The 23,841-nt window shown below is 37.3% G+C and carries 23 protein-coding genes; 3 read left to right on the top strand and 20 right to left on the bottom strand.

Features of this window, described 5'->3' with window-relative positions:
• Positions 1–59: 59 nt before the first annotated feature.
• The 5 genes from M3183_RS19800 to M3183_RS19780 form a co-directional block, all read right to left on the bottom strand.
• Positions 60–707, bottom strand: coding sequence for a 2OG-Fe(II) oxygenase (locus tag M3183_RS19800; protein ID WP_396953742.1), 648 nt, complete (start codon positions 705–707; stop codon positions 60–62).
• 744 nt (positions 708–1,451) lie between these two features.
• Positions 1,452–2,285: a 3-hydroxyacyl-CoA dehydrogenase family protein gene (locus M3183_RS19795; protein WP_251472371.1), complete on the bottom strand. Its 834-nt coding sequence runs from the start codon at positions 2,283–2,285 to the stop codon at positions 1,452–1,454.
• A gap of 52 nt (positions 2,286–2,337) precedes the next feature.
• Entirely contained in the window at positions 2,338–3,513 is a 1,176-nt protein-coding gene (locus tag M3183_RS19790) for an acetyl-CoA C-acetyltransferase (RefSeq protein ID WP_251472370.1), read from the bottom strand.
• Positions 3,514–3,568: 55 nt separating this feature from the next.
• Positions 3,569–4,339, bottom strand: a complete 771-nt coding sequence (locus M3183_RS19785) for an enoyl-CoA hydratase/isomerase family protein (RefSeq protein WP_251472369.1) — start codon at positions 4,337–4,339, stop codon at positions 3,569–3,571.
• 141 nt (positions 4,340–4,480) lie between these two features.
• The gene (locus M3183_RS19780; RefSeq protein ID WP_251472368.1) at positions 4,481–5,068 is read right to left on the bottom strand and encodes a TetR/AcrR family transcriptional regulator; all 588 of its coding nucleotides are present in this window, start codon (positions 5,066–5,068) and stop codon (positions 4,481–4,483) included.
• A 271-nt stretch (positions 5,069–5,339) separates the two neighbouring features.
• Here M3183_RS19780 and M3183_RS19775 point away from each other — a divergent pair, with 271 nt between their 5' ends.
• Complete coding sequence (locus M3183_RS19775; protein ID WP_251472390.1) at positions 5,340–6,671, top strand: FAD-dependent monooxygenase; 1,332 nt, start codon at positions 5,340–5,342, stop codon at positions 6,669–6,671.
• An 87-nt stretch (positions 6,672–6,758) separates the two neighbouring features.
• Here the strand turns inward: M3183_RS19775 and M3183_RS19770 are convergent, their stop codons facing one another.
• Positions 6,759–7,367, bottom strand: a complete 609-nt coding sequence (locus M3183_RS19770; RefSeq protein ID WP_251472366.1) for a flavin reductase family protein — start codon at positions 7,365–7,367, stop codon at positions 6,759–6,761.
• A gap of 268 nt (positions 7,368–7,635) precedes the next feature.
• On the opposite strand from M3183_RS19770, the gene M3183_RS19765 reads away from it, so the two are divergent.
• Positions 7,636–8,289, top strand: a complete 654-nt coding sequence (locus tag M3183_RS19765) for a DedA family protein (RefSeq protein WP_285880487.1) — start codon at positions 7,636–7,638, stop codon at positions 8,287–8,289.
• Between the two features lie 53 nt (positions 8,290–8,342).
• On the opposite strand, the gene M3183_RS19760 is transcribed toward M3183_RS19765, so the two are convergent.
• Both M3183_RS19760 and M3183_RS19755 read right to left on the bottom strand, forming a co-directional pair.
• Positions 8,343–9,713: a sensor histidine kinase gene (locus M3183_RS19760; RefSeq protein WP_251472363.1), complete on the bottom strand. Its 1,371-nt coding sequence runs from the start codon at positions 9,711–9,713 to the stop codon at positions 8,343–8,345.
• On the bottom strand, positions 9,691–10,404 hold the full coding sequence (locus tag M3183_RS19755; RefSeq protein ID WP_285880485.1) for a response regulator transcription factor: 714 nt from the start codon (positions 10,402–10,404) through the stop codon (positions 9,691–9,693). The genes M3183_RS19760 and M3183_RS19755 overlap by 23 nt, the downstream gene beginning before the upstream one ends.
• A gap of 269 nt (positions 10,405–10,673) precedes the next feature.
• Here M3183_RS19755 and M3183_RS19750 point away from each other — a divergent pair, with 269 nt between their 5' ends.
• Positions 10,674–11,270 (top strand): undecaprenyl-diphosphatase, encoded by a 597-nt coding sequence (locus M3183_RS19750; RefSeq protein ID WP_251472362.1) that lies wholly within the window; start codon positions 10,674–10,676, stop codon positions 11,268–11,270.
• A gap of 55 nt (positions 11,271–11,325) precedes the next feature.
• On the opposite strand, the gene M3183_RS19745 is transcribed toward M3183_RS19750, so the two are convergent.
• From M3183_RS19745 to M3183_RS19690, 12 genes are all read right to left on the bottom strand, one after another.
• Positions 11,326–13,005 carry a DUF6044 family protein gene (locus tag M3183_RS19745; protein ID WP_251472361.1) on the bottom strand — a complete coding sequence of 560 codons (1,680 nt, stop codon included), beginning with the start codon at positions 13,003–13,005 and terminating at the stop codon, positions 11,326–11,328.
• 38 nt (positions 13,006–13,043) lie between these two features.
• Positions 13,044–13,463, bottom strand: coding sequence for a GtrA family protein (locus tag M3183_RS19740; protein ID WP_251472360.1), 420 nt, complete (start codon positions 13,461–13,463; stop codon positions 13,044–13,046).
• Entirely contained in the window at positions 13,460–14,464 is a 1,005-nt protein-coding gene (locus tag M3183_RS19735; RefSeq protein ID WP_251472359.1) for a glycosyltransferase family 2 protein, read from the bottom strand. Before M3183_RS19735 ends, M3183_RS19740 begins: the two co-directional genes overlap by 4 nt.
• Positions 14,465–14,525: 61 nt before the next feature.
• On the bottom strand, positions 14,526–15,212 hold the full coding sequence (locus tag M3183_RS19730) for a polysaccharide deacetylase family protein (RefSeq protein ID WP_251472358.1): 687 nt from the start codon (positions 15,210–15,212) through the stop codon (positions 14,526–14,528).
• Positions 15,213–15,255: 43 nt separating this feature from the next.
• Positions 15,256–16,413: an MGDG synthase family glycosyltransferase gene (locus M3183_RS19725; RefSeq protein ID WP_251472356.1), complete on the bottom strand. Its 1,158-nt coding sequence runs from the start codon at positions 16,411–16,413 to the stop codon at positions 15,256–15,258.
• 21 nt (positions 16,414–16,434) lie between these two features.
• Positions 16,435–17,607, bottom strand: a complete 1,173-nt coding sequence (locus M3183_RS19720; RefSeq protein WP_251472355.1) for an MGDG synthase family glycosyltransferase — start codon at positions 17,605–17,607, stop codon at positions 16,435–16,437.
• 189 nt (positions 17,608–17,796) lie between these two features.
• Positions 17,797–18,390: a DedA family protein gene (locus M3183_RS19715; RefSeq protein WP_251472353.1), complete on the bottom strand. Its 594-nt coding sequence runs from the start codon at positions 18,388–18,390 to the stop codon at positions 17,797–17,799.
• The gene (locus tag M3183_RS19710) at positions 18,387–19,097 is read right to left on the bottom strand and encodes a polysaccharide deacetylase family protein (RefSeq protein WP_251472351.1); all 711 of its coding nucleotides are present in this window, start codon (positions 19,095–19,097) and stop codon (positions 18,387–18,389) included. The genes M3183_RS19715 and M3183_RS19710 overlap by 4 nt, the downstream gene beginning before the upstream one ends.
• Before the next feature lie 126 nt (positions 19,098–19,223).
• Positions 19,224–19,889 carry a coiled-coil domain-containing protein gene (locus M3183_RS19705; RefSeq protein WP_251472349.1) on the bottom strand — a complete coding sequence of 222 codons (666 nt, stop codon included), beginning with the start codon at positions 19,887–19,889 and terminating at the stop codon, positions 19,224–19,226.
• A 105-nt stretch (positions 19,890–19,994) separates the two neighbouring features.
• Complete coding sequence (locus tag M3183_RS19700; protein WP_251472348.1) at positions 19,995–21,287, bottom strand: VTT domain-containing protein; 1,293 nt, start codon at positions 21,285–21,287, stop codon at positions 19,995–19,997.
• Positions 21,288–21,503: 216 nt separating this feature from the next.
• Entirely contained in the window at positions 21,504–22,001 is a 498-nt protein-coding gene (pssA, locus tag M3183_RS19695) for a CDP-diacylglycerol--serine O-phosphatidyltransferase (RefSeq protein ID WP_396953740.1), read from the bottom strand.
• Between the two features lie 663 nt (positions 22,002–22,664).
• Positions 22,665–23,822, bottom strand: a complete 1,158-nt coding sequence (locus tag M3183_RS19690; RefSeq protein WP_251472344.1) for an MFS transporter — start codon at positions 23,820–23,822, stop codon at positions 22,665–22,667.
• Positions 23,823–23,841: the final 19 nt, after the last annotated feature.

Genomic DNA, 23,841 nt, shown 5'->3' with positions numbered 1-23,841 from the left:
TGTGACATTATTTTTTCGATTGATGGCAGACACCTTCAAATAAATGGTACTGCATTAATTTATCTTTCAGCTTTTCGCCTCATCCACTGTGTAGCAGCCCACTTATCTCCAATTATAACGGGTGCACTGCCATGCAATGTTAACTTGTTTAAAGCGGGATCATTATAAAAATATTCAAAGTACACAGCCATCCCCTTATGCGGTGAAACAGATAAATTTAGTTTTGGGAAATACGTTTCCCCTCCATCTTCAACATCACTTAAATACATAACAAGTGTACTGATTCTTGGGTTGTTCGTTTTCGAAAAGAAATCAAAATGGGCTTTATATTCCTGCCCTTTTTGATAGTTAAGTACTTGAATGCCCTCTTCATGTTCTACTGGGATATTCATAATTTGGGAAATTCGTTTTTCAATTCTGGTAATGGTCTCATTTTCACTATCTTCAAAGAACATACTGCTGCTTGTTCGAAGTTCATGAACCTCGTGCCCCCTGATTTCAGAACGCTGAAGCCTATCTTTTGACATCCTGATGAGTGTATCACATTCTTCGTCACTCAAAACATTCCCTAAAATGACGATAAGCGGTTCATCAAATCTAGCAATAATGTTAATATCTCTATCATCTGTGTGAATTTTATTGCCAATGTGATTAAAGATAGCCGGTTCTTTAACAGTTAAATCTTTAGTATTATTTAACACTTCCATCAACCTCTTAATTATTAAATTTTTAAAAGCAATTTGGGTTTTGTGTTGAAAGCAGCTATTTTGTATGTCTTCTTTTTAGAAAAAATCCAGAACCATCGAGTCCTCATTTCCCTTCCGTATTTCAATAGTGATATAAGAAATTTTACCCCTGTGGAGCTGTTTATTCTAGTTTTATTTATTGCTGGTATTATATTTGTTAGAGTTTCTTTAATTAAACCATCTTTTTTCCATTGACTATACTTTGCACATTGCATGGGAAATAGAATTCTTTTCTTTTTACCGTCGGCCTTTCATCTAAGCCTGCTTGGGCAATAGAGCCCTCTTTTTTTTCCCTTTGGCCTTACTTTTAACACCTGCTTGGGCAATAGAGCCCTCTTCTTTTCCCTTTGGCCTTACTTTAACCCCCGCATGGGCAATAGAACCCGTTCCTTTTTCCGTTTGGCTTTACTTTTAACTCCCACATTGGCAATTGAACTCTTTTCTTTTTACCATTGGCCTTACTTTTAACCCCCGCACTGGCAATAGACCCCCTTCCTTTTTCCCGATGACTTTACTCTTAAGTCTGAACGGGTAATAGAACTCTTTTCTTTTCCCTTTCGCTTTACTTTTAATCCCAAAGAGGCAATAGAACCCTAGAAGGAAAAATCAATACATGCTGCGGGCTTCCTCCCTATTTCTTTTGGAGACTAAAGAATAAAAAAATACTGAACCCTGCGAAGGCCTCAGTATTTCTTCTCCTGCCTATTAATATTGATAAAAACCTTTACCGCTCTTTTTACCTAATTCACCTTTTTCAACCATTTCTCTTAGTAAGTTAGGTACACGGTATTTTGAATCATGGGTTCTCTCAAACAATGATTCTTGAACATGAAGCATCGTATCAAGGCCAATCATGTCGGCAAGGCGTAGTGGACCAATTGGATGGTTAGCACCTAATTTCATCCCTTTATCAATATCTACGGGCGTTGCCGTCCCATCCTCAACAAGAGCAATGGCCTCACAAATCATTGGGACGAGCAGACGGTTTACAACAAACAATGGGGTATCCCTTACAAGGATACTTTCCTTGTTCATTTGGTTCACAAGCCTTTCTGCTGTTTGGATGGTTTCTCCAGACGTTTCATTTGTTGCCGAAATTTCAACAAGATCCATAAGCGGCACCGGATTAAAGAAATGCATGCCGCAAACCCGGTCTGCCCGTTCGGTTACATCGGACATTTCTTTAATAGTAAAACTTGATGTATTTGACGCTAAAATGGTTTTGGGATTACATAATTGATCAAGTTCTCGAAAGACTGCTTTTTTTGCCTCTATGTTTTCAGTAATAGCCTCAATAACAAGATCGGCATCTTGTAAGTCTTGTTTATTTATAGAAAAATTTAACCGGCTTAATACCTGCTCAGGGTCAATGGAAGGGTTTTTTTGTGATAGCTTTGTTAAACTCTTTCTTATCGTTGCTTCCGCTCTTTTCAAAACCTCTTCTGAGATGTCCACTAATGTCACCTGATTATTGCTGGCAGCCATTACCTGAGCAATTCCATTCCCCATAATTCCTGATCCTAAAACACCAATTTTCATCTTTCATCTCCCTTTCCTATAGAAGTTCACCGTTCATTTACCAGCAGACCATTTAGGCTCGCTCAATTACCATCGCAATCCCTTGTCCGCCGCCGATACATAAGCTGACGCAAGCATACTGCCCGCCTTGTCGTCTTAATTGATAGGCTGCGGAGAGTAACAATCTAGCACCGCTGGCTCCAACCGGGTGACCCAAGGCAATAGCCCCTCCATTAACATTCGTTTTTGCACGGTCTAATTCTAATGCTCTTTCCACCGCAAGATATTGGGCAGCAAATGCTTCATTGATTTCAACAATATCCATATCATTAAGGGTTAACTTCGCCCGTTGAAGTGCTTGTTTTATAGCAGGAACAGGCCCGAAGCCCATAATCGTTGGATCAACCCCGCACACGGCCCATGATACAATACGTGCCACCGGCTTTAAGCTATGTTCACGTACAGCGGATTTTCCAGCAAGAACCATTGAAGCAGCCCCATCATTTATACCAGATGAATTCCCCGCTGTAACGGTTCCTTCTTTTTTAAATGAAGGCTTTAATTTAGACAATGTCTCTATAGTTGTGTTCGGCCTGATGTGTTCATCTTTTTCAATAACCAGGCTCCCTTTTCTGGTTTTTACTTCAACCGGGACTATCTCTTCCTGGAAGGCTTTTGTGGATTTGGCTGCCCGTTGATGGGATAAGGCAGCAAATGCATCTTGTTCTTCTCTATTTATTTCATACATTTCAGCTAATTTTTCAGCGGTAAGGCCCATTCCGCTTCCTGTATATTGGTCCGTTAAGGTAGCTAATAACATATCTTCAAATGACAAATTGCCCATTTTGGGTCCATTAAAGCGCTGATTAAAATTAGCAAACGGAGATTGGGACATATTTTCCGCGCCGCCTGCAAGAACGATTGCGGCATCGCCCACTAAAATATGCTGGACAGCAGAAACAGCAGCCTGCAGTCCTGAGCCGCATAGACGATTTAATGCAAATGCCGGCACCTCTTGCGGGATCCCGCTTTTTAAACTAATATGCCTTGATAAGTATGAGGCATTTTTCTCTGTATGGATTACATTTCCATAAATGACATGATCAATTTGCTGTGGTTCAACCTTTGAGCGGCGCATTGCTTCTACCGCACTTGCTACACCTAGTTCTGTTGCTCCAGTTTGGGCAAAGGAACCGCCAAAACTGGTGAATGCAGTTCTTGCACCATCAATCAAATATACTTCCGTCAATTTATTCCCCTCCTGTAAATTCATATGTTACTAGTTAACAGCTTTCAAAGATTTCTTATTTACCATCATAAATTGGTACACGTTTCTCCAAAAAGGCTTTTGCCCCTTCTTGCATGTCTTCTGTTAAGCACAACTCGGCAAAACATTGTGTTTCAAATGCCTGCCCCTCCTCCAATGAACGATCAAGACCATAGGATATGGCTTGTTTTGCCTTGGCAATAGCCAACGGGCCTTTTGTAACGATTTTTTCAGCAAGGGTATAGGCTTCCTTCACTGATTCACCATCAGGCACAACCCTTTCTACTACTCCCCATTCATAGGCTTGTTCTGCCGAAATAGGAGCACCTGTAAAAATCATTTCCTTTGCCCGTCCAGGACCGATAAGTTTAGCCAGTCTTTGTGTACCGCCATAACCTGGCAATATAGCTAAACCTGTTTCAGGCAAACCAAGCTTGGCCTTTCGTTCCGCAATCCTAATATCGCAGGCAAGGGCCAGTTCGAGACCTCCGCCTAAAGCAAGCCCTTTAATAGCACAGATAACTGGGTAAGATGCATGTGCCAGCTTATCAAAAATCTTTTTCCCTTTTTCTACTAAATTTGAACCTTCTTCAGCATCCAGCTGAAGGAATTGTTTAATATCGGCACCGGCTACAAATGCCTTTTCACCAGCCCCGGTAACAATCAATACACGGCAGTCGGATTTCGCATTAATCTCGTTTATACAATCATCTAAATCATTTAAAAGCTGATCCGTAAGGACATTTACCGGAGGGTTTGAAATAGTTAATAGATAGACAAAACCTTTTTGTTCATATGATACTAACAAGTTTTAAGCCCCTTTCCATTTTTTTGACGACAGACCAGAGATTTTCTCAGACAATCCGAAAAGTTCCAGCTATATGCGCCCAGTTTCAGAACACTTAATAGTGCATATTTCTTGCGTTCTAGCAGATTAGCGAAGACCTCCTCACATCAAAATTTTCATTATATATTCCAAATATATTGTGATTACATCCTCCTTGGATAAACGCCCTTCTGGGTTATACCATTGCTGTACCCAGTTCATCGCGCCAAGCATTATCATCCTTACGATTGAGGGCTCTGCTATATGGAACTCTTTATTTTGTATTCCCCTGATAATAATTTCATGAAATAAATTTTCATATTTTTTTCTAAGCTTTAAGACCAGCTCCAGCTGCTCCTCATTAAAATATAGCTTTGGATCCATAATTAAATTAAAAACTTCCTTCTCATCAATCGCGTATTCCAAATGGATTTCAATCATTTTTTTTAAAATATCTGCTGCTGATCCTTTTTCATGCTGGAGTATGGCTTCCAAATCCTCTATTGCATGGGATAGGACGAAATTATGGCATTGATACATTAAATCACTTTTATTCTTAAAATAGTAATAGAGGGAGCCTTTGGTCATGAATAAATCTGCTGCAATTTCCTCCATCGTTGCACCGCTATAGCCTCTTTTATTAATAATTTCAAGCGCGGAAAAAAGAATTTGTTCTTTCTTTTTAAGAAGCTTCTTTTCTGAAAGTTTCATATGATCACCGCTGCCTTATAAACTTAGAAAATAGTTATATCTTTATATATCGTGTTAATTTTCGGAATATTCACTATTAACTGTACTTTACCACCATATCTTTTTCTAAGCAAGCATTTTATTGAATCCAGATTTAATTTTTAAACTTTGTTTAAAAATTTGATACATAATTGAAAGGCATTCCGCCAAATCCAGTTCAAATAGGCCAAATTACGTAGTATAATAGGAAAATATTTTAATTGTTTAATGGAGGCTTTTTTTCTTGGACGAAATGCAAAAGGTTATAATCATTGGCGGCGGAATTGCCGGTAAACTGGCAGCACGGGTGTTGTCAGAGTTCTATAATGAAGTGATTATTTTGGAACGTGATCATGAAACGAAAAGGCCCATTGCCAGAAAGGGGGCTCCGCAAGGCCTGCATTTACATGCCCTTCTTTTCGCCGGGCAATATGGCCTAGAAGAATTATTCCCAGGAATCACAGAAGATTTTTACAATAGCGGTGCAGTTAGAATTAATTCCACAAAAGAACTTGCATGGTTCCATCATGGGGTTTGGAAACTGCGTTATGATGGAAACTTCACCACCACACTGCAGACTAGGCCGCAATTGGAATGGAAAATCACCCAATACATAAAAAATTTTTCAAACATTACGATTCACTATAATCAAACGGTCAAAAACTTTTTATACAATCCAGACGAAAATCGAATGACCGGGGTCGAAATCATGGACGGGAGCGGTCGCAAAACAACTTTAGAGGCGGCACTGGTAGTAGATGCCAGCGGGGCAGGCAGCCTATCTTCCAGCTGGTTAAAAAAACAAGGCCTTCATATTCCTGAGGAAAAAGTAAAAATTGATTTAACCTATGTAAGCCAGCTCGTTCAATTAAATGAGAACCAATCGCGGGATTGGAGTATTAAAATGGTTTATCCCAATCCGCCTAAAGAAAAAATAGGCGGTACCCTTTCGAAGGTAGAAGGTAACCGGCATATCGTTACGATTAGCGGGTACCATAACGTCATTAATGATCAGGAAGTTTTAAAGAATCATAACGGCATGCTGAATCTCGCAAGAAGACTTCCCAAGCCGGATATTTACGATGAATTAAGAGATGCTGCACCCTTAACCAAGCCCGCCATTTACCGGATACCGCACATCATTTGGAGAAGAATGGATAAGGTGAAGAAATTGCCAGATGGCCTTTTGCTGTTGGGAGATACCCTCTGCAGAATTGATCCCGTCTTTGGCCAAGGAATGAGCATCGCTATTTTAGAAGCACTCGCCCTTAGAAAATTGCTTAGAAAACAGAAGACTTTGGGTCAAAAGTGGACCGCTGTTTTTTATAAACATGCGGCAAAAATCATTGCGCCAATCTGGAATATGGTGATAACGGAAGATTTCCGTTTTCCAGATACAATTGGGAAAAAGCCAATGGGACTTTCTCTTCAGCAATGGTACGCCAAACAAATTTTTCTCTTGTCATCCCAAAATCAAAGAATCTATCATTCATTTGTCAAAGTAATGAACTTGATCCAGCCAATGACCATTTTGATGTATCCCAAAATCATTGGAGCAGTCTTGAAAAGGGCATTATTTAAATAATAATGCGTCACTATGTGAAAGTTTCACATAGTGATGCCCGTTAAGGTTCTGCTAATCATATCGAAAAAAATCCTCTGTTAGTACCTTCTATTTAGGTCTTTTGATTTCAAAAATGTCTCCAATTTTTGCGTAATAGTTTCCAGCTAATCGGCTTACTGCTCCTAAACCTCTTGGATCAATCCTGCCATTTTCATAAATATCATTTTCAATATGAAATTGAACCACTTTTCCAATGATCAAATCACATCCCGGTGTTTCCCCGCCCCCAAGTTCCAAGGAATGTTCAAATACACATTCCATTCTCATTTTTGCTTCCTTCACACCTGGAACAGAAATCTTTACACTTTCCACTGGAGTTAAGTCAGCTAACTCAATTTCGCTTTGATCTGGAGGAAGACTGGCAGCTGTCTTATTGATCATTTCAACATTTTTCTCATCCACGATATGTACCACAAATTGCTTGGACTCTAAGATATTCCTGACTGTATCCTTCTGTCTCCCGGAGGAACGTTGAATCGATAATGAAATCATAGGCGGATTCGCGGACACAACATTAAAAAAGCTAAATGGTGCACCATTTAAAACCCCCTCTGATGAAACAGATGTAACAAATGCAATTGGCCTTGGAATAATACTTCCTATTAGAATTTTATAGTTTTCTCTCTCGGTATTATGGGCTGGATCTATTAATAACAATGAATACACTTCCTTCATTTATTCTTTTATTTCAAACGATTGATAATCATATTTTATAAATTTATCTTTCCTATTTTATCATTAAACTCATCCAACGCCCCGATTATTCCCTAAATTCAGAAATCTATTTAATCTATTTTTAACAAAAAGCACCCAATAAATTGTGTTAAGGCAGGATATGCTATTAAATATTTAATCTAATGTTAATATTAAATTAATAAGAACTTTAGACAAAAAGACTAAAGTTAAATTGTTAAAAGGAAAATTTATGTTAGGGGATCATGTTGTGAGCAGTTTAATTGATATTTTTTTGCATCTCGATCAGCATTTAAGTCTTTATATGAATGAATATGGGATCTATATTTACCTTATCCTGTTTACCATCGTTTTTTGTGAAACAGGGCTTGTCATTTTACCGTTTTTACCGGGGGACTCCCTTATATTTGCAACTGGGGCACTTGCTGCAGCAGGCTCCATAAAGTTACTTCCAATCTATCTGATCTTTTGTTTAGCTGCAATAGCCGGTGATACAGTAAATTACTCTATCGGCCATTTTTTAAGGGAAAAGGTTGCGGCACGCAACAAGATTCGTTTTATTAAGAAAGAATACTTGGACCAGACCGCCGCTTTTTTTGAAAAGCATGGTTCTGCCACGATCATCCTGGCCAGGTTTGTACCCATTATTCGTACCTTTGCACCATTCACAGCCGGAGTTGGGACAATGCCCTACCGGAAATTTATCTCTTTTAATATAATTGGAGGCTTTCTTTGGGTAACAATCGCTTTGTTTGCGGGCTTTTTCTTTGGTAACATTCCATTTGTGAAAAATAACTTCAGCATCGTTATTCTTGGAATTGTAGTAATTTCCGTGCTGCCGGTTATATTTACTTTTATAAAAAATAAAATGGCGCCCCAAAAATGATAAATCTAAAAAAGGCTGGACCAGATAATCTTTTCTGGACAGCCTTTTTTACTTCACAATTCCAAGCGGGAAGATAAAATCAATTCTACCTCTGTCCCCTCTCCCTCCTTGCTATTTATTCTGATTTCACCTTTATGCAGCTTTATGATCCTTTTCGCAATATGAAGACCTAAACCAGATCCTCCTGTTTCCCGGCTCCTCGCTTTATCCACTCGGTAAAATCGTTCAAAAATGTTCTTTATTTCTTCCTGTGGAATGCCGATACCACTATCCTTAACACGAATAATCGCGTTTTCCTCATTTTTATCTAAAAAAACATCAATTTTTCCATTACTATATTTAATGGCATTATCGAGTAAAATCACGATGACCTGTTTGATTTTTAATTCATCTGCCATAATTAGAATAGGTGATTCTTGATAATGCAAATTGATTTCTCTCTTATATACTTGTTTCATTTGTTTTAAAATCGACTGGCACAATGATACTAGATTGACAACACTCGTCTCTAGTTCTATCTCTTTTTCCAAAGAAGCGACATCCAGAAAGGTTTCCGTCATTTTTTGAATTCTGGTTGCTTCTGAGTGAATAGCTTGGATTGCTTCTTCAGCCATTTCCTTATCTTCCAGTCCATGGCGTCTAAGCAAATTGGCATAGCTTTTAATAACGGTTAACGGAGTCTTCAATTCATGGGAAGCATCCGAAACAAACTGGGACTGCTTTTCAAAATTCTCTTCCAGCCTGTCAATCATCCGGTTAAATGTACTGGCTAATGTTTGAAGTTCATCCTTTGTATCATTATGAATTGTTATTTTTTTTGGCACACCGCTTCGTTCAATATCTTCCATCGTATTAATCATATTTGTAATCGGCCTCATGATGATATTTGACAACCATTTACCGCTAAGCAATGATAAAATACCTGCTAACACGGTACTGACTCCCAGGATCCATAAAAGGATATCTTTCCTTGTTTCCAGTCCTTCCAGCTCTTCACCTATTTCTAGACTCGCATTATGAAACCTTCCATCTTTCAAAGGGACCCTAACGATTAACACCTGCTTTTCCTTATCCTCTAAAATAATTCCCCGTCTCTCAGATTCTGATTTGTTTACAAATTTCCCTTTAATTTTTTTGGCAAGTGCTTTTTCATTCGTTACTTCATAAGGGATTTGACCCTTTGGCTGCACAATTCGAATATAGGAATGTTCGGTTAAATTATTCTTTAATTTACTTTGAATGCTTTCAGGTGTGTCATTGATATCGATATTTTTTACAATGTCCCCTGCTTTTTGAAACCCCATATCTTCTTCCATATTAAGAGTCGTTCTCATAAATAATATGAACACGACAATATTGATTAAAATGAGGATAAGGAGCATCCAAGCCGTTGTTAATAGATTAATTTTTAATGTAATCCTCATCTGGGTTCTCCTTTATGGTATAGCCGATACCTCTAACTGTAGTTATGAGAGGACCTGAAAAACCGTCTTCGATTTTTTTCCGCAAATGCCGGATGAACACATCAATTACGTTCGTTTCCCCCTCATAATCATAACCCCAAACATTTAGAAGGATGTTTTCCCTTGTAACTACTTTATTTTTATTTACAATTAAATACACCAGCAAGTCATATTCCTTTGGCGTTAAAACGATGGAAGAATTTGCTCTTGTTACTTCTCTTGTATCGGTGTTGATTTCTAAATCATCTACTGAAAGAATAGAATCATCCCCATTTAGACCATTTTTTGAATAATGGCGGAGACAGGAACGAATTCTTGCTAACAATTCTTCGATTTCAAATGGCTTTGTTACGTAATCATTGGCGCCTTGATCAAGTCCCGCTACCTTATCAAATGTGGTATTACGTGCCGTTAGGAGAATAACAGGAAGATCCTCTTTTTCTTTCCTTAATCTCCTTAGCACTTCAATACCATTTAATTTAGGCAGCATCACATCTAACAGGATTAAATCGATTTCACTATGTAAGGCTGCTTCCAGCCCTGCCTTCCCATTATGTTCAACTGTTACTTGGTAACCTTCATACTCAAGCTCCATCTTTAAAACACGGGCAATTTGAATTTCATCTTCTACAACTAAAATATGGGTTTTCAAGTACTATACCCCCTGATTCATCCATCTTATTTTTACCTCTTTATCTATATTTCACTGTACCATTACATATAGATAATTTCATTTTTTAATGGAAAATTAATGTTTTTTTCATAGCCTGTTTAGGTTTCTTGTTTATAGTTAAGATACCCGCTTGGGGCTAAAAGTAATTTCATCAGTTCATCTACCCAAATTAGAAAGCTGGTGAATCATTTTTTTATCGTAACTCTTCCATGTAATAAAAAAATATTTCATAATAAAAGGAGTCTAAAATGAACTACGATTTATTTAAATCGATTAACCAATTTGCAGGACATCACCCTTTTTTAGATGGACTAATGGCAGGTGTGACGAACAATGCGTTGATCATCTATGCCGTTGTGTTGGTTCTCATTTGGTTTTTCGGAAAAAATCAGTATAAAAAAACCGTTGTTTACGCTGCAATTACCGGTGCTCTTGCATTACTCATTAACTTTATCATTGGGCATATCTTTTTTGAACCTCGTCCGTTTGTCACACATAAGGTTAATCTATTAATGGATCATGCGGCAGACGCCTCATTTCCTAGTGACCATACGACCGGTGCCTTTGCTTTAGCACTTGCAGTTCTATTTGTTCATCGTAAAATAGGGCTGGGCATGCTCTTGTTTGCCTTTTTAACAGGTTTTTCTCGTATCTATGTTGGACATCATTACCCATTTGATATTTTAGGAAGCATGATTGTATCGTTAGTCATTAGTATTATTGTTTACAAGCTGAGTCCTTTTCTTGAACCTATTGCGAATGCTATTATCCACATTTATAATCGGATTCCGTTTGTTCCAAAAAATATGGAACCCACAAGTAATTCCAAATCATTAAATAAATAGACATAACAAAACACTGACTTTTCCGAGTCAGTGTTTTGTTATGTCTCAATTATTTTTAGAAAACCTTATAAAGGTAAATTTTCCAATAAGCATCTTTTGATTGAAAAACCTTCTCTAGATTCAGTTGATTATCCTTCGCATTTTCAATAGGAACAGCAGATAAGATATACTCTCCGCCCAATTGTTTAAATGCTTTTACATTTAAATTCAACTGATGAATGACATTCGAGGACTGTTTAGAAAATAAATAGTTTTTCCCCAATTCATCGACAAATAGATAACAGCGGCCGCCCCATTGGTCAAAGTAACTTTCCAATTCTTTATTTTTTGCCAATTCCGGTGCAATCATCTTTCGGAATCGATGTTTATAGGACAATGGATAAAAGTTATTATACGTATCTAGCGTGTACATTCCATTATACTGCGCAATTGCCGGATGCAGACCAATGCTTACGACCCGATAATCCTGCACAGGCTTATCAATAAACTTCTTAATATCAGCAAATTCCTTCACCGCATAGAACTCGCCAAATGACGGTGAATTGTGATACCAAATTTGTTCGTTTGAAGGAATCAATACACCAATCTGCAGCAATGCAAAAACCACAGCTGTTATCCGCCATTTTTTCTTATACTGCCATAAGATTCGAAGGGATAGAGCAAATAAGATATAAATGATCATTGGCCGCAAATAATGATAACGCGAGAAATTAAACGTATTTAGAATACTAATTTTTTGCTTCAACGGCACCCAGCCATCATACCACCAAAAGGCATACCAGACCGATAACAAAAAGTTTGCAAGATGCAGCCAAATAAAAAGTTTTTCCCTTTTCCAGCTTTTTTGTCCCATCACGATCACCAGGGCAATTATGGACACCGGCAGGATGATAATCCCAAAGAGAGTCTGATCCTGATTATGGCCGACAATGTAATTTTTGAAAATGAGCCAAATGGTTTGAATCAGGTTATTCTTTGATTCAAAAAACTCGGAGCGGTTTGTCGGTTCATGTGAAAAAATAAGGGAAGCCAGTTCCCTATATTCAATCGCTAAATAGATAAGCGTCATATAGGAAATCGAGAAAAACAGCCGCCATTCAGGCCTTTTGGTCCTGATGACCTCCACTACCCAAAATACCCCCATTGCACTTAAGAAAAAGAAAAAGCCCAACATAAAGGTAGAATAGAATGGTAACAGGGTGATGGTTATGATGCTGATTACAGTGTGCTCATGATTTTTGATATTCAAAAAAGCCCATAAGGCTAAAGGCATTCCTAATGTACTTAGCATTCCGTTTGGCCAGAATGGTGTCAGCGCAAATGTTAAGGCTGAAATAATAATGATGAATCCTTGCTTTTCACCTTTCATTACATATTTCTTTAATAATAAATACATACCCAAAAAGGCAAAAAAGCGTGAGATTGCTTGATTAAGTCCATAGGCTGCAACAGGTGGAAAAAAGCGAAACAACTCCACAATCCCATAAAATTCGGAGTAATAGGCATTTCTTGATAATTCCCCATTGATAATTTGAGGAATATTTGCATGGATGGAACCAAATAACTGCCCGCTGTCCATTAAAACCTTGTACCAGGCAATATTTGAATCCAAATTATCATGAATCCGCATATGCGCTTCTTCACCAAGAACAAAGTAAGGTGCCACCCAAAGGGCAATAATTACGATAGCAATTAACAAATAAATCCTCTCACGTGTAAAAGCAGTTCTTTTCATTTTCTCCATTCCTCATCACAATAATAAACACCGGCTCTTTAACCCGGTGTTTTTGCGTTCTTTTGCGGAAAAACAATCCATTTTTGTAATGTATAATTTAATACTGTATATATACAGGTACTAGCCAAAATAGCGATATCTGATGAAATAACGGGAGTAAAGACATTGGTATGGATGAACACAAAATGGACAGCCTGCTTTCCTATATAATAGGATACGAAATAACAGAAAAGAATAACCCCAGCAAAGCGAATCAAACTTTTAGAAATTAAAGCGTCACTTTTAAAGGTAAAGCTTCGATTCAAACAATAGCTGAAAGCTGCCCCTGCTGTATTTCCTATAAAAGTGGCCATCCAGTAGGAAAGACCTAGCAAATGAAAGGTTAAAAACATGATAGACAAACCGATCAAAGTGTTGGCAATCCCTACTATGATGAAGCGGATAAAGGTAAAATTCATTTCCCCACCGTATTCAAAAGGACTTCAAGATTCTGTTTTCCCTTATTATTTTGAGAAAAAGTATCCACTTCAACCGCATATCTTGGACGTCGTTTCACTTCACGATAGATTTTTCCAATGTACTCGCCAATAATTCCTGCAGCTAAGAGCTGCAGACCGCCAACAAACCAGATCGATATAACGATAGAGGTCCATCCTGACTCTGTATGTCCAACCATTTCTTGAAAAATGGCATAACCCCCGGCAATCGCGCTGATAATCACGGATAAAAAACCTATTAAGGTGACAAAGCGAATTGGAGTAATGCTAAAGGAAGTAATTCCGTCAAAGGCAAAAGCGAGCATCTTCTTCAAAGGATATTTAGATTCCCCTGCAAACCGTTCTTTCCTGTCATAGAAAACCTTTGTAGAAGGAAATCCTACAAGAGGTACAAGTCCCCGAAGAAAAAGGTTCGTTTCCTTATATTTAAAGAGTTCATCCAATGCCCGTTTGCTCATTAACCGAAAATCAGCATGATTGGGTACCAGCTTAATCCCAATTCTATTCATCAAACGGTAAAAACCTAATGCTGTAGTCCGTTTGAAAAATGTATCTGTATCCCTTTTGTCTCTGACCCCGTAAACAATATCAAAGCCTTCCCAAAACTTTTCCACAAATGTCCGAATCACCTGAATATCATCCTGGAGATCAGCATCAATGGATACCACGCAGTCAGATTGGCTGCTGGCCGTTTCCATTCCTGCTAATAATGCATTTTGATGACCAACATTTCTTGCCAATTTTAATCCCTTTACAAATGGATTTTTTGCCATCTCTTTTTCAATTAAGAACCATGTCTGGTCCCTACTGCCATCATCTACAAAGAGAATTTTGCTCTCTGTTGAAATCAAAAAATCATCGATTAAATTTTTTAACACACCGGATAATTGTTTCGAAGTTTCACTTAAAACTTCTTCCTCGTTGTAGCACGGTACAACGATAGTTAAGATAGGTCTATTCATATGAATTCCCTCTCCTTTATGATCTAAATTATCCAAATTTTCCTTTAAGAAAAAGGACAATTCATAGTTCGTCAATCCGAACACATGCCAAACCTTTAATTTTTACTTGTTTCAATACATCCTTCAATGCATTGATTGTATTCCTAGGAGCATCTAACTCAGCCCCAGGTGTTTCCCCGCAATCATGCAGCAGGATGACATCACCGCCTTTTATTTCGGCCAGCCGCTGCTTGATTTTTTCACTTCCGCCAGTAGTCCGCCAATCTTCTGCCATAACTGACCAAAGGATGATTTTGTAACTGCCTTTTAGGATTAGATCAAAAAGATTAAGTAATCCCCATGGTGGACGATAATAAACAGGTCTTACTCCTGTGATTTTTTCAATAATATCAGCAGTATCCTCAAGTCCCCTGCGAACCTTCCAAGGTGACATAAACCAGTTCGACTGATGAACAAAATTATGAATCCCAATTAAATGGCCTTCTTGATACATACGCCTAATCAATTCAGGGTGTTTTTTTGCCCTTTGTCCGACCACAAAAAAAGTAGCTTTCACCTCGTTTTTCTTTAATAGATCCAGAAGAATCGGGGTATAAATCGGATCAGGTCCATCATCAAACGTAAAGGCAATTTTTGATGTATCTGCCCCTTTTTTAAAAATTTTCAACCCTAATCCACGTGATAGAAAATAGGGTAAAGCAGTATATAATAAAAACAAAAAGATAAGTCCAAAAATAATGCAGCTCATACTCATCACCTCTTTAGCCACATGGTCTTGTTATTAAACTCAATTAGCCTATTTTTTGTCTTTGGCCTCGATTAGCCGCCATGACAATGACACGAAGAGCATCGGAAGAAGATGTTTTGGTTTGATGTATTTTCATTCTTTGTTTCATTAATGTTAATGGGCCCGGGTCACGAACAAGATTTTTAATTTGCCCGATCAAATCTTTTTCTGAATTTGCAAGAAAAGCAAATCCCGAATGAAAAAGGTATTTCGCATTATCTTCTTCCTGACCAGGCAGTGAGTGGTAGATTAATAATGGCAGATTCATGGCTAACGCTTCAGAAGCAGTCACACCACCCGGCTTACTAATCATTAAGTCTGCTATAGCCATTAATTCATGAATATTTTCACAGTATCCCAATATTCTTACATCATGTTTAGAATCTTTTAATTCCCACTCTAATTGTTTTTTCAACTTTTTATTTTTACCACAAACGATAAAAATTTGTATCGGAGTTGAGATTGATTCTAATGCACGGAAAGTTGAAAGCCCTTTTCCGAAAAATCCGTCTCCTCCGCCCATGATGAGAATGGTGAATTGATTTGAATCAATCATATACTTTTCGAGAAGAAGTCTTTTTGAATGTACCTCTCTAAATTTTTTCCTTACAGGAATCCCAGTCGTTTTAATTTTATATTCTTCTACACCTAATGAAATGAAACGGTCACGCACCTGAGTGGAACCTACAACATATTGATCAGTATAAGGATAAATCCAATAGGAATGGTCTGTATAATCCGTAATGATCGTTACTGCCGGAATATCAATCAATCCCCGTTCTTTTAATTTAGAGATAATCCCCGCCGCGAATGGGTAAGTGGAGACCACTACTTTCGGTTTAATTTCCTGGATGATTTTCAGCATCGACTGCATCCCTAGTAAAAATAGTGAATTCAACTTAACGGAAAAGGAATTTCTAACACGTGTTTTTTTATACAAAAAACTGTACAGCTGCGGCAGCCTATTGATGCCTCTTTTGTAAAGGAAATGACTAATCGGATAAAGATAAGGATGAATCCACTCCATTACATCTATCGTAATAGGTTCAGCATCCGCAAGCATATAATCTACAGCTTCACTTATAGCATTGGCTACTTGTTTATGGCCCTCGCCAAAAGTGGCTGATAGAATAAGGTATTTTTCTTTTTCACGATTACTCATCTTGTTTTCCTCCTTTAAAACCTATGCTCTAGCCAAACGATAAACCTTCGATTCTTCGCCCTTGCCCGCAGGCATAAGAGATTTCTGTTCCAAAATTCCGTTGAAAATTTCAGCAATTCCCCTTGATCCTTCCATTTCAATTCCCTTTTGATAAGCATGTATAGACTGTTCCCATTGATTCATTTTGATTGGATTCTTTAAGATATTTAACAATTCTTGTTCAAAGGATTTTTTCTGTTTCAGTTTAAAAACCAATCCTTTTTGCGTTAAATACTTAAGATTGATTTCTTCCTGTCCCGGAAGAACATTTTGAACAAAAACCGGAAGTCTTTTTTGCAGTACTTCGCTAATCGTCACCCCGCCAGGCTTCGTGACAATCGCATCCATTTTTTCATACAATTTATTCATTTCCGACCTGGATGAAATATAAGGCAGCGGATTGATATGCTCTATATTCCATGAAAGAATTTCATTGTACAATTTTTTATTATTGCCGCAGAGTACGTAGAAATCAGACTGGGATGTTTGCTTTGACTTTTTCAATAGTTTAACAATTCCTCCCAATCCATTGTTCCCGCCAGAAATTAATATCCTGGGTCTGTTTCCTTTTCTTTGCTTCTCAGTGCTTTTGGTAATTTCCGCATGGACCGGAATACCCGTAACAAACAATCTTTGTTCTGGAATCTGATATTTTTGAATGAATTCTTCTTTTATATCCTGGCTTGGAAGGAAATGATATTCAATTTCATCTCTTCCCCAGAAATTGTTAATAAAAAAGTCTGTATATACATTAATAACTGGGGCTTTGCATTTTTTCTTTCTTTTTAATTGACTTAGAAGATAGGATGGGAAACCATGTGTGCAAACAATTAAATCTGGTTTCTCTTCCAGTAACAGCTGCTCCATTTTTTTCAAAAAGAAATAGTGATACCATTTGAAGGAATGTTCATTTGGTGTCTCTGCATAGAAGAACTTTTTATATGCAAGATCATATGTTTCCGGTGCATAACGGATCCATTTTAAATATCCGCTCGTAATCATTTTTTCTAAAGATTGATTTGCATAGCTTAAAAGGTCTATTTTTTTCACGATTATTTCACTTGTTTGTTTTTTAACGATATCCATTAATGCCTCAGCAACCTGATGATGGCCTGATCGCATTTGTAAAAAAGGTAAAAATAATATCTTTTTCATATCTGATTCATCTCCTGTTCAGTAGGAATCATTTATATGTTTTCCACTCTTCTAATCTATCACCGATTTTTTTAATTCCTTCCATTTTCATTAAATTTTAATGAAACGAACAGGAGATTTTTAAGTTATGGATAGGGAGACAGCATTTCACAGTATAGAAAAGAGCAGCTCCTCATCTTGGAGCTGCTCTTAAGCTTTACCTCTTTTTCTTTTTAAAAAATTCACGAAAACAAAAACCAAAAAAATGAATAAAAATAGTAATCCTAAATATGGAACATACCTCGGATTAATGTGCAGGGCACTTCCTGCGTAATAGCCGGCTAAAATAAATGGAAGGGTCCATAAAATGGTTCCCATTATCGAATATAGCAGGAATTCTACAATTGAAATTTTGGTTATTCCGGCAAAGTACGGGCTGATTTGCCTTATTCCGGGCATATAGAATCCAAATAGAATTGTTTTCCTAACATTTTTCGTATATTTATTTTGGACTTTCTCCCACCGTTCATCCGTAATCGCAACATATTTTCCATATTTTCGAATAAAAGGACTGCCTACATATTTTCCAACCAAATAGGCAGTCAGCATACCGGTAAATGCCCCCATAAAAGCGGACAAACTTGATGGCAGAAAGGCAAGGCTATGTTGGTTAATTAATACCCCGATTAAAAATAAGAGTGATTCCTCCGGTGCAGGAATACCGACGATACCGAAGAATAAAAAAACGAAAATAATCAGATAGCCATATGTATTAAGATACTGTAGAAGGGTGTCAATATTCATAAATCCTCTTCACTTAAATTTTTTAATGTAACATAACGGGTTCCCGTTTCATGATTTTCTTTTAAATAAGTCTCCAAGCTTTGCAGCATATAGTGCGGCGCCTCTTCATCAGCACCCGGATTTTCACCGGAATCATGAAGTAGTAAAATCGAACCCTGTTTATTGGTTGACCGCAATTGGTCAAGCAATGTGTTCTTACAATTTTCCGTTTTCCAATCCCCAAAGATATCTGACCACATGATGATGTTATATTTTTTACTCATCAGCAATGTAAAAAGATTAAAATGTCCCCATGGCGGACGGTAAAAAGTCACTTTTTCATTTGTACAATTACTGATGGCCACTTCCGTCATTTTCAACTGTTTCTTCAGCTGAAAAGGAGAAAGTATCCAGCCTGAAATATGTTTAAAATGGTGAATCCCGATTGTATGACCTTCACGATTCATCCGCTTGATAATCTCAGGATACTGTTTTACCTTGCTCCCTACAACAAAAAAGGTTGCCTTTACCCCATATTTTTTTAACAAATCAAGTAATTGAGGAGTATATTCAGGATTAGGACCGTCATCAAAGGTTAAAGCCATCCCATTGGTTTTTGTTCTTTTTGTAATCCTCAAGCTGAGCACACGAATGAGCACCGTTGGGATCACGGAATATAGAAGGACAAGCAGAATGAGGATTGCTATGATTAATATAAATGTTATCAATGTTTTCACCTTACTATAATAATGATTTATTTATTATTTTTTGTATTATCACCCTTTATTATAAATGTAAAAAGGTGTACTGAAAAATCTGTACACCTTTACATATTATTACATTTCTTAAGAAATCTATTTTACTGGAGTTAATCTAACAGGTTCGTGTGTTTCAATGATATCTCCATCTTGGCAGAAAAAGGTATAATCGCCAGTACCAATTCCCCCAGCCGTGCCAAGAATGGTATTCACTTTGGCTGACCCGCTGGCTCCATCGTAAACGAAAAAGTTTGATCCGCGGCCTAGCGCATGTGCATTGTAACGGCCTGCTGGGATATCTTTACCAACCACATATTGTCCGGAACCTAATTTTTTCGGTGCCCCTTCAGCCTTTTGCAGCTGGCCGGTGGCTGATGCTAATTTAGCCTTCGTTTCTTTAAGTTTCGCTTGTGTGTTAGATAACTCTTTCTTTGCACCTTGAAGCTTAGCATCAACATCTTTTCGTCCCTCAGCTAATTCTTTATCCAATGTGCCTTTTATATCTTTAAGTTTGGCCTCAGCATCAGCAAGTTCTTCTTCTGCTGCATCCTTTTTATCAATGATTGCCTTTGCTTCATTTCGTTCCTGCTTTATGGAGTTTAGATCTTTTTTCATCTTACTGATTTCTTTATCCAGTGACGTAATATCCATTTTCTTTCCATTTACTGTTGCTTCAGCGCCACTCGAACCAATCCCTGTTCCTATCAAAATGAAAACAATTGCACCGATTATGATTCCAGCAATCTTTAAAATCTTTTTCACTTTATTTCCCCCTTGTTTTTTAATTAATCATCTTTACAAATCTAATTATATAAGAAAGGGTGCACCAAAAACGGCACACCCTTTCTCAGTATGTGTTTTCAATTTTCACTCAATCCCTGCTTTATACTTGTCCAATACAAGTCTCAACATTTCAAACAATAAGAAGTTAAAGAATATCCAGACACCGCCATATACATATCCACCAACTATATCACTCGGAAGCGTATTAGTTTGTGCAATGTTTACAATAGCTATTCCGGCTAAAATGAACAGTACCAATAAAGAAGTATATATTGGTGTATAACTTTTTTTTGAATGACGAACAAGTAAAAATAAGCATGTTCCATAAATTATGAACATAACAAAGGCATTCCTATCAGGAAAATTCGCAGAGTGGAATTTCCCAAAGAATCCGATTGATTGGAGGGTTGAAAATGTCTTACTAATTAAATCATGAAATGGTTTTGCTCCTGCAATAGAAACACCAAGAAGAAGAAATTCCAGTATTCTGTTCCGTCCCTTACCCCAAATACGGATTATAGTTATTGCAATAATGGAACCCAGTGAAATTATGGATTGGAATACTACAAATGCATTCATCCAATTCGTATATACGATAGAATCGACCATATATTCCGTAATATCGTTAAACTGACGAAACTCATCATATAAATAGTCTTGAGCAAGCCCAATCATCAAGCTGACCATTCCGATTAAAACGACAGTAAGGGAAATAAGAAATATTTCTGTTGCTCTAATTGTTTTTAAGCGTCCAGTCATCCATTTTAATAGATGAATAAAAAAGTTCTTAATTTGGATTTTATAAAACCGGTAGGCAAAAAATCCTGCTAACAAAACAGCAATGACGATAATGAAAAGGACGAAATATTTACTTGCTGCTTCATGGAAAACCTTCCATTGGGGTCCCAATACTTTCCCAAGAGTAATAAAACAAATCCCCCATAGAAATGCACCTGTATAAGCAGGAAAGATAAATTTTCGAAAAGGGATTCTAGATATTCCGGATATATAACCGGTAAAATGCCTGACCCCTGGAATGAAATAAGCAAAAATCAATAATTTACTGCCTGACCGTTCAAACCAAGCAGACACCTTCTTATATCTTTCAGGTCCCAGGTGAATATATTTTCCGTATTTTTCGATTAATTTATATCCCCCTGCCTTTCCAATCCAGTATGTTATAGTAATTCCGGCACCCCCGGATACAAAAACTGTCAGGAGTGCTAAAATATAATTCATTTTCCCCTGATAGACGAAATACCCAGCGTAACTCATTAACAATTCACCAGAAATGGGAAAAGCCATTAGTTCTAGAAAGATACCTAAAAATAAAATCAGATAACTGTGTTGTTCAAATAAGCTTATTAAATATGACATGTGAATGCCTCCATTTTGACCAAAAAACTACTTCTGATGTGATATTTCCTTCCATTTTGTTCTATTCACATTCAATGTAGCACGATAACTGAATACATCTTCCAAATTAATGGATTTTTAATAATTTATTAATAGAAAAAATAGGTGAAGGGGTTAAAAACAAAAAAGCTATTCCCTTTACGAACAGGTCACTAGCTTTTTCATAAAGTAAACAAATTAAAGTTTTTTAACTCTAATGGGGGTCACCATTAAAACAGCAAGGATTATGGTTATCCATACATTGCTATATGAAAAGAATCCCATGACAGCGAGCGGCAATCCCGCAGCTGGAATAGGCAAACCGCTAAAATAACCGATAGTTGGTTTAACATTAAACTTTGCTAACCTTAAAGCCCCCATTATTGGGAAAAGGATAAATGCCAAAGAAGTTAAAATAGACGGAGGTGCTATCGCATGAAATAGAAGTGCAGGAGCAACACCAAAACTAATAATATCTGCTAAGGAATCCATTTGTACACCTAATTCACTGTTAACTTTTAATCCTCTGGCAATTCTTCCATCAAGAAGATCAAAAACCGCTGAAAACAAAACTAATATGGAGGCTGTTTCTAAGAAGCCGCTCATCATACAGGTAATGGATAGAACACCGCATAATAAATTTCCCATTGTAAATAGGTTGGGTACTGCTTTTGCAACTTGACTAAACAAAATCATTCCTCCTGTCGTTAACGATTCCCCCCATTTGATTGGCAGTTTTCTATCTATTCTTCCGTTTTTTTATATATTTTGCTTTTATGAAATGTTACTGTTCTATTAGCTGCATAAGCTTTTATTGATATCATTAACTTGCCTATTTGATTGAAATACCATTCTTTAATTCACTGTAAAAACAAAAAAAGTATTTGGGTTATGTTTACAAGAACTTTGAGGAAGGTAAAGAAAATAATAGGCTCTTTTCTAAAAGATTGTTGCTTTTTGCTCCCTTTTTAAGATTCGTTCAAAAAATAGAGGTAGAAATTCCTATTATTTAGGGAATTGGATGTTAATTAGCTGAAATAGACGGAGGAATTTCCCTTATTTGATTTTAAACTGCTAAAATCGGGTGCTTTTCATTGAATAACGGAAAAAACTCCGCTTATTTTTTACTATTTAATTCTTAATTTTGCAAATAACGGGAAAAATTCCGCTTATTTTTTACTTCGAAGGGGACTATCCTGTAATCCAGCTTTCTCGCAGAGTCCGCTAATAGAACAAACCACCGCTTTTCTTGGCATAACAACATAGTTTACGAAAATAGCCATATAATAAGAAGCAAATATGCAAAGAACTATTCTTATGATTGTGTGTGACGAAAGCTAGGCAGCCATATTGGCTGCCTCATAGACGTTTCTCATTAGGATTAGATATAGCAAAGTAAAGCAATATAGCCGTTATCATCGACAGCACTCCATTAAAATAAAAAGGCACATCCGCACCGAACTTATCCCATAACCATCCCGTGATAAGAGAGGCAGGCAGTAAACCAATTCCAACGATCATGGAGTACATTCCCATGACAGTTGCCTTTAAGTCTTTTGGAGCCACATCCGCCACTAGGGCTCTTTCCACTCCTTTTGTCGCTCCAGTATATACTCCATAAAGCACAAATAAAACCCACATCCATTTAGCTGACTGTGCGAGCCCAAATCCAAAATAAACAATCCCATAAAAAACATACCCTAAAACTAAGAGCGATTTCCTACCCACTTTATCTGATAAACGGCCGGCAGGATAAGACAAAAGACCAGATACCAAATAGAACAACAAATACAATAACAGCACATTTTGAGTAGAAACACCCACATTTGAAGCACGTAGGATTAAGAATTGATTAGAACTGTTTACTAGAGTGAAAAGAAATATGACAACTAATAATCTCTTCAAACGGTGATCTAATACACTCCAATTGAATTGAATAGGCTTACGCATTATTTCTTCTTTTCTATCCTTTGGCTCTCGTATCAAAAAAAGCAATGCAACCCCAATCACAACTGGAAGCATGGAATATAAAAACACCTTCTGGTAGCTTGCATGTCCACCAAAAATGAGTAGATATGCCACTCCAACTCCAATCGCTGCACCCAGCATATCCAACATTTGGTGAAATCCAAATGAACGTCCATGTCTTCCATTTACGCTTGATTCGGCAATTAATGCATCACGAGGAGCCGTTCGGACTCCCTTGCCAATTCGGTCTGACATTCTCCAAATAAAAACGCCAACCCATGAATGGGCTGCAATCAAAAGAATCCTGCCAATGGCAGAAAATCCATATCCGAAAATAGCTAATGATTTTCTTTTGTTCACCTTATCCGCAATATAACCTGCAATAAGTTTTAACAGACTAGCTAGACTTTCAGCAATCCCTTCAATTAATCCAATGATTGTAGGTGTTGTACCTACAGAGGCAAGAAATAAAGGAATTAGTGGATATACCATGTATGTACCTAAATCGGTAAAAAAACTAACAAGACTTAAAATCCAAATATTTCTCATAATAGTTTTGCTCCTCGTT

Source organism: Neobacillus mesonae (assembly GCF_023715155.1).
GTDB classification, from domain to species: Bacteria; Bacillota; Bacilli; order Bacillales; family Cytobacillaceae; genus Neobacillus; species Neobacillus mesonae_A.
Note: the sequence above shows the minus strand (reverse complement) of the source record. Positions and strands in the feature narration are given on the sequence as shown.

Coding starts and splice junctions, on each gene's coding strand:
- M3183_RS19800 (WP_396953742.1), bottom strand. CDS start 707: ATGGAAGTGTTAAATAATACTAAAGATTTAACTGTTAAAGAACCGGCT.
- M3183_RS19795 (WP_251472371.1), bottom strand. CDS start 2,285: ATGAAAATTGGTGTTTTAGGATCAGGAATTATGGGGAATGGAATTGCT.
- M3183_RS19780 (WP_251472368.1), bottom strand. CDS start 5,068: ATGAAACTTTCAGAAAAGAAGCTTCTTAAAAAGAAAGAACAAATTCTT.
- M3183_RS19775 (WP_251472390.1), top strand. CDS start 5,340: ATGCAAAAGGTTATAATCATTGGCGGCGGAATTGCCGGTAAACTGGCA.
- M3183_RS19765 (WP_285880487.1), top strand. CDS start 7,636: ATGTTAGGGGATCATGTTGTGAGCAGTTTAATTGATATTTTTTTGCAT.
- M3183_RS19760 (WP_251472363.1), bottom strand. CDS start 9,713: ATGAGGATTACATTAAAAATTAATCTATTAACAACGGCTTGGATGCTC.
- M3183_RS19750 (WP_251472362.1), top strand. CDS start 10,674: ATGAACTACGATTTATTTAAATCGATTAACCAATTTGCAGGACATCAC.
- M3183_RS19745 (WP_251472361.1), bottom strand. CDS start 13,005: ATGAAAAGAACTGCTTTTACACGTGAGAGGATTTATTTGTTAATTGCT.
- M3183_RS19740 (WP_251472360.1), bottom strand. CDS start 13,463: ATGAATTTTACCTTTATCCGCTTCATCATAGTAGGGATTGCCAACACT.
- M3183_RS19735 (WP_251472359.1), bottom strand. CDS start 14,464: ATGAATAGACCTATCTTAACTATCGTTGTACCGTGCTACAACGAGGAA.
- M3183_RS19730 (WP_251472358.1), bottom strand. CDS start 15,212: ATGAGCTGCATTATTTTTGGACTTATCTTTTTGTTTTTATTATATACT.
- M3183_RS19725 (WP_251472356.1), bottom strand. CDS start 16,413: ATGAGTAATCGTGAAAAAGAAAAATACCTTATTCTATCAGCCACTTTT.
- M3183_RS19720 (WP_251472355.1), bottom strand. CDS start 17,607: ATGAAAAAGATATTATTTTTACCTTTTTTACAAATGCGATCAGGCCAT.
- M3183_RS19715 (WP_251472353.1), bottom strand. CDS start 18,390: ATGAATATTGACACCCTTCTACAGTATCTTAATACATATGGCTATCTG.
- M3183_RS19700 (WP_251472348.1), bottom strand. CDS start 21,287: ATGTCATATTTAATAAGCTTATTTGAACAACACAGTTATCTGATTTTA.
- pssA (WP_396953740.1), bottom strand. CDS start 22,001: ATGATTTTGTTTAGTCAAGTTGCAAAAGCAGTACCCAACCTATTTACA.
- M3183_RS19690 (WP_251472344.1), bottom strand. CDS start 23,822: ATGAGAAATATTTGGATTTTAAGTCTTGTTAGTTTTTTTACCGATTTA.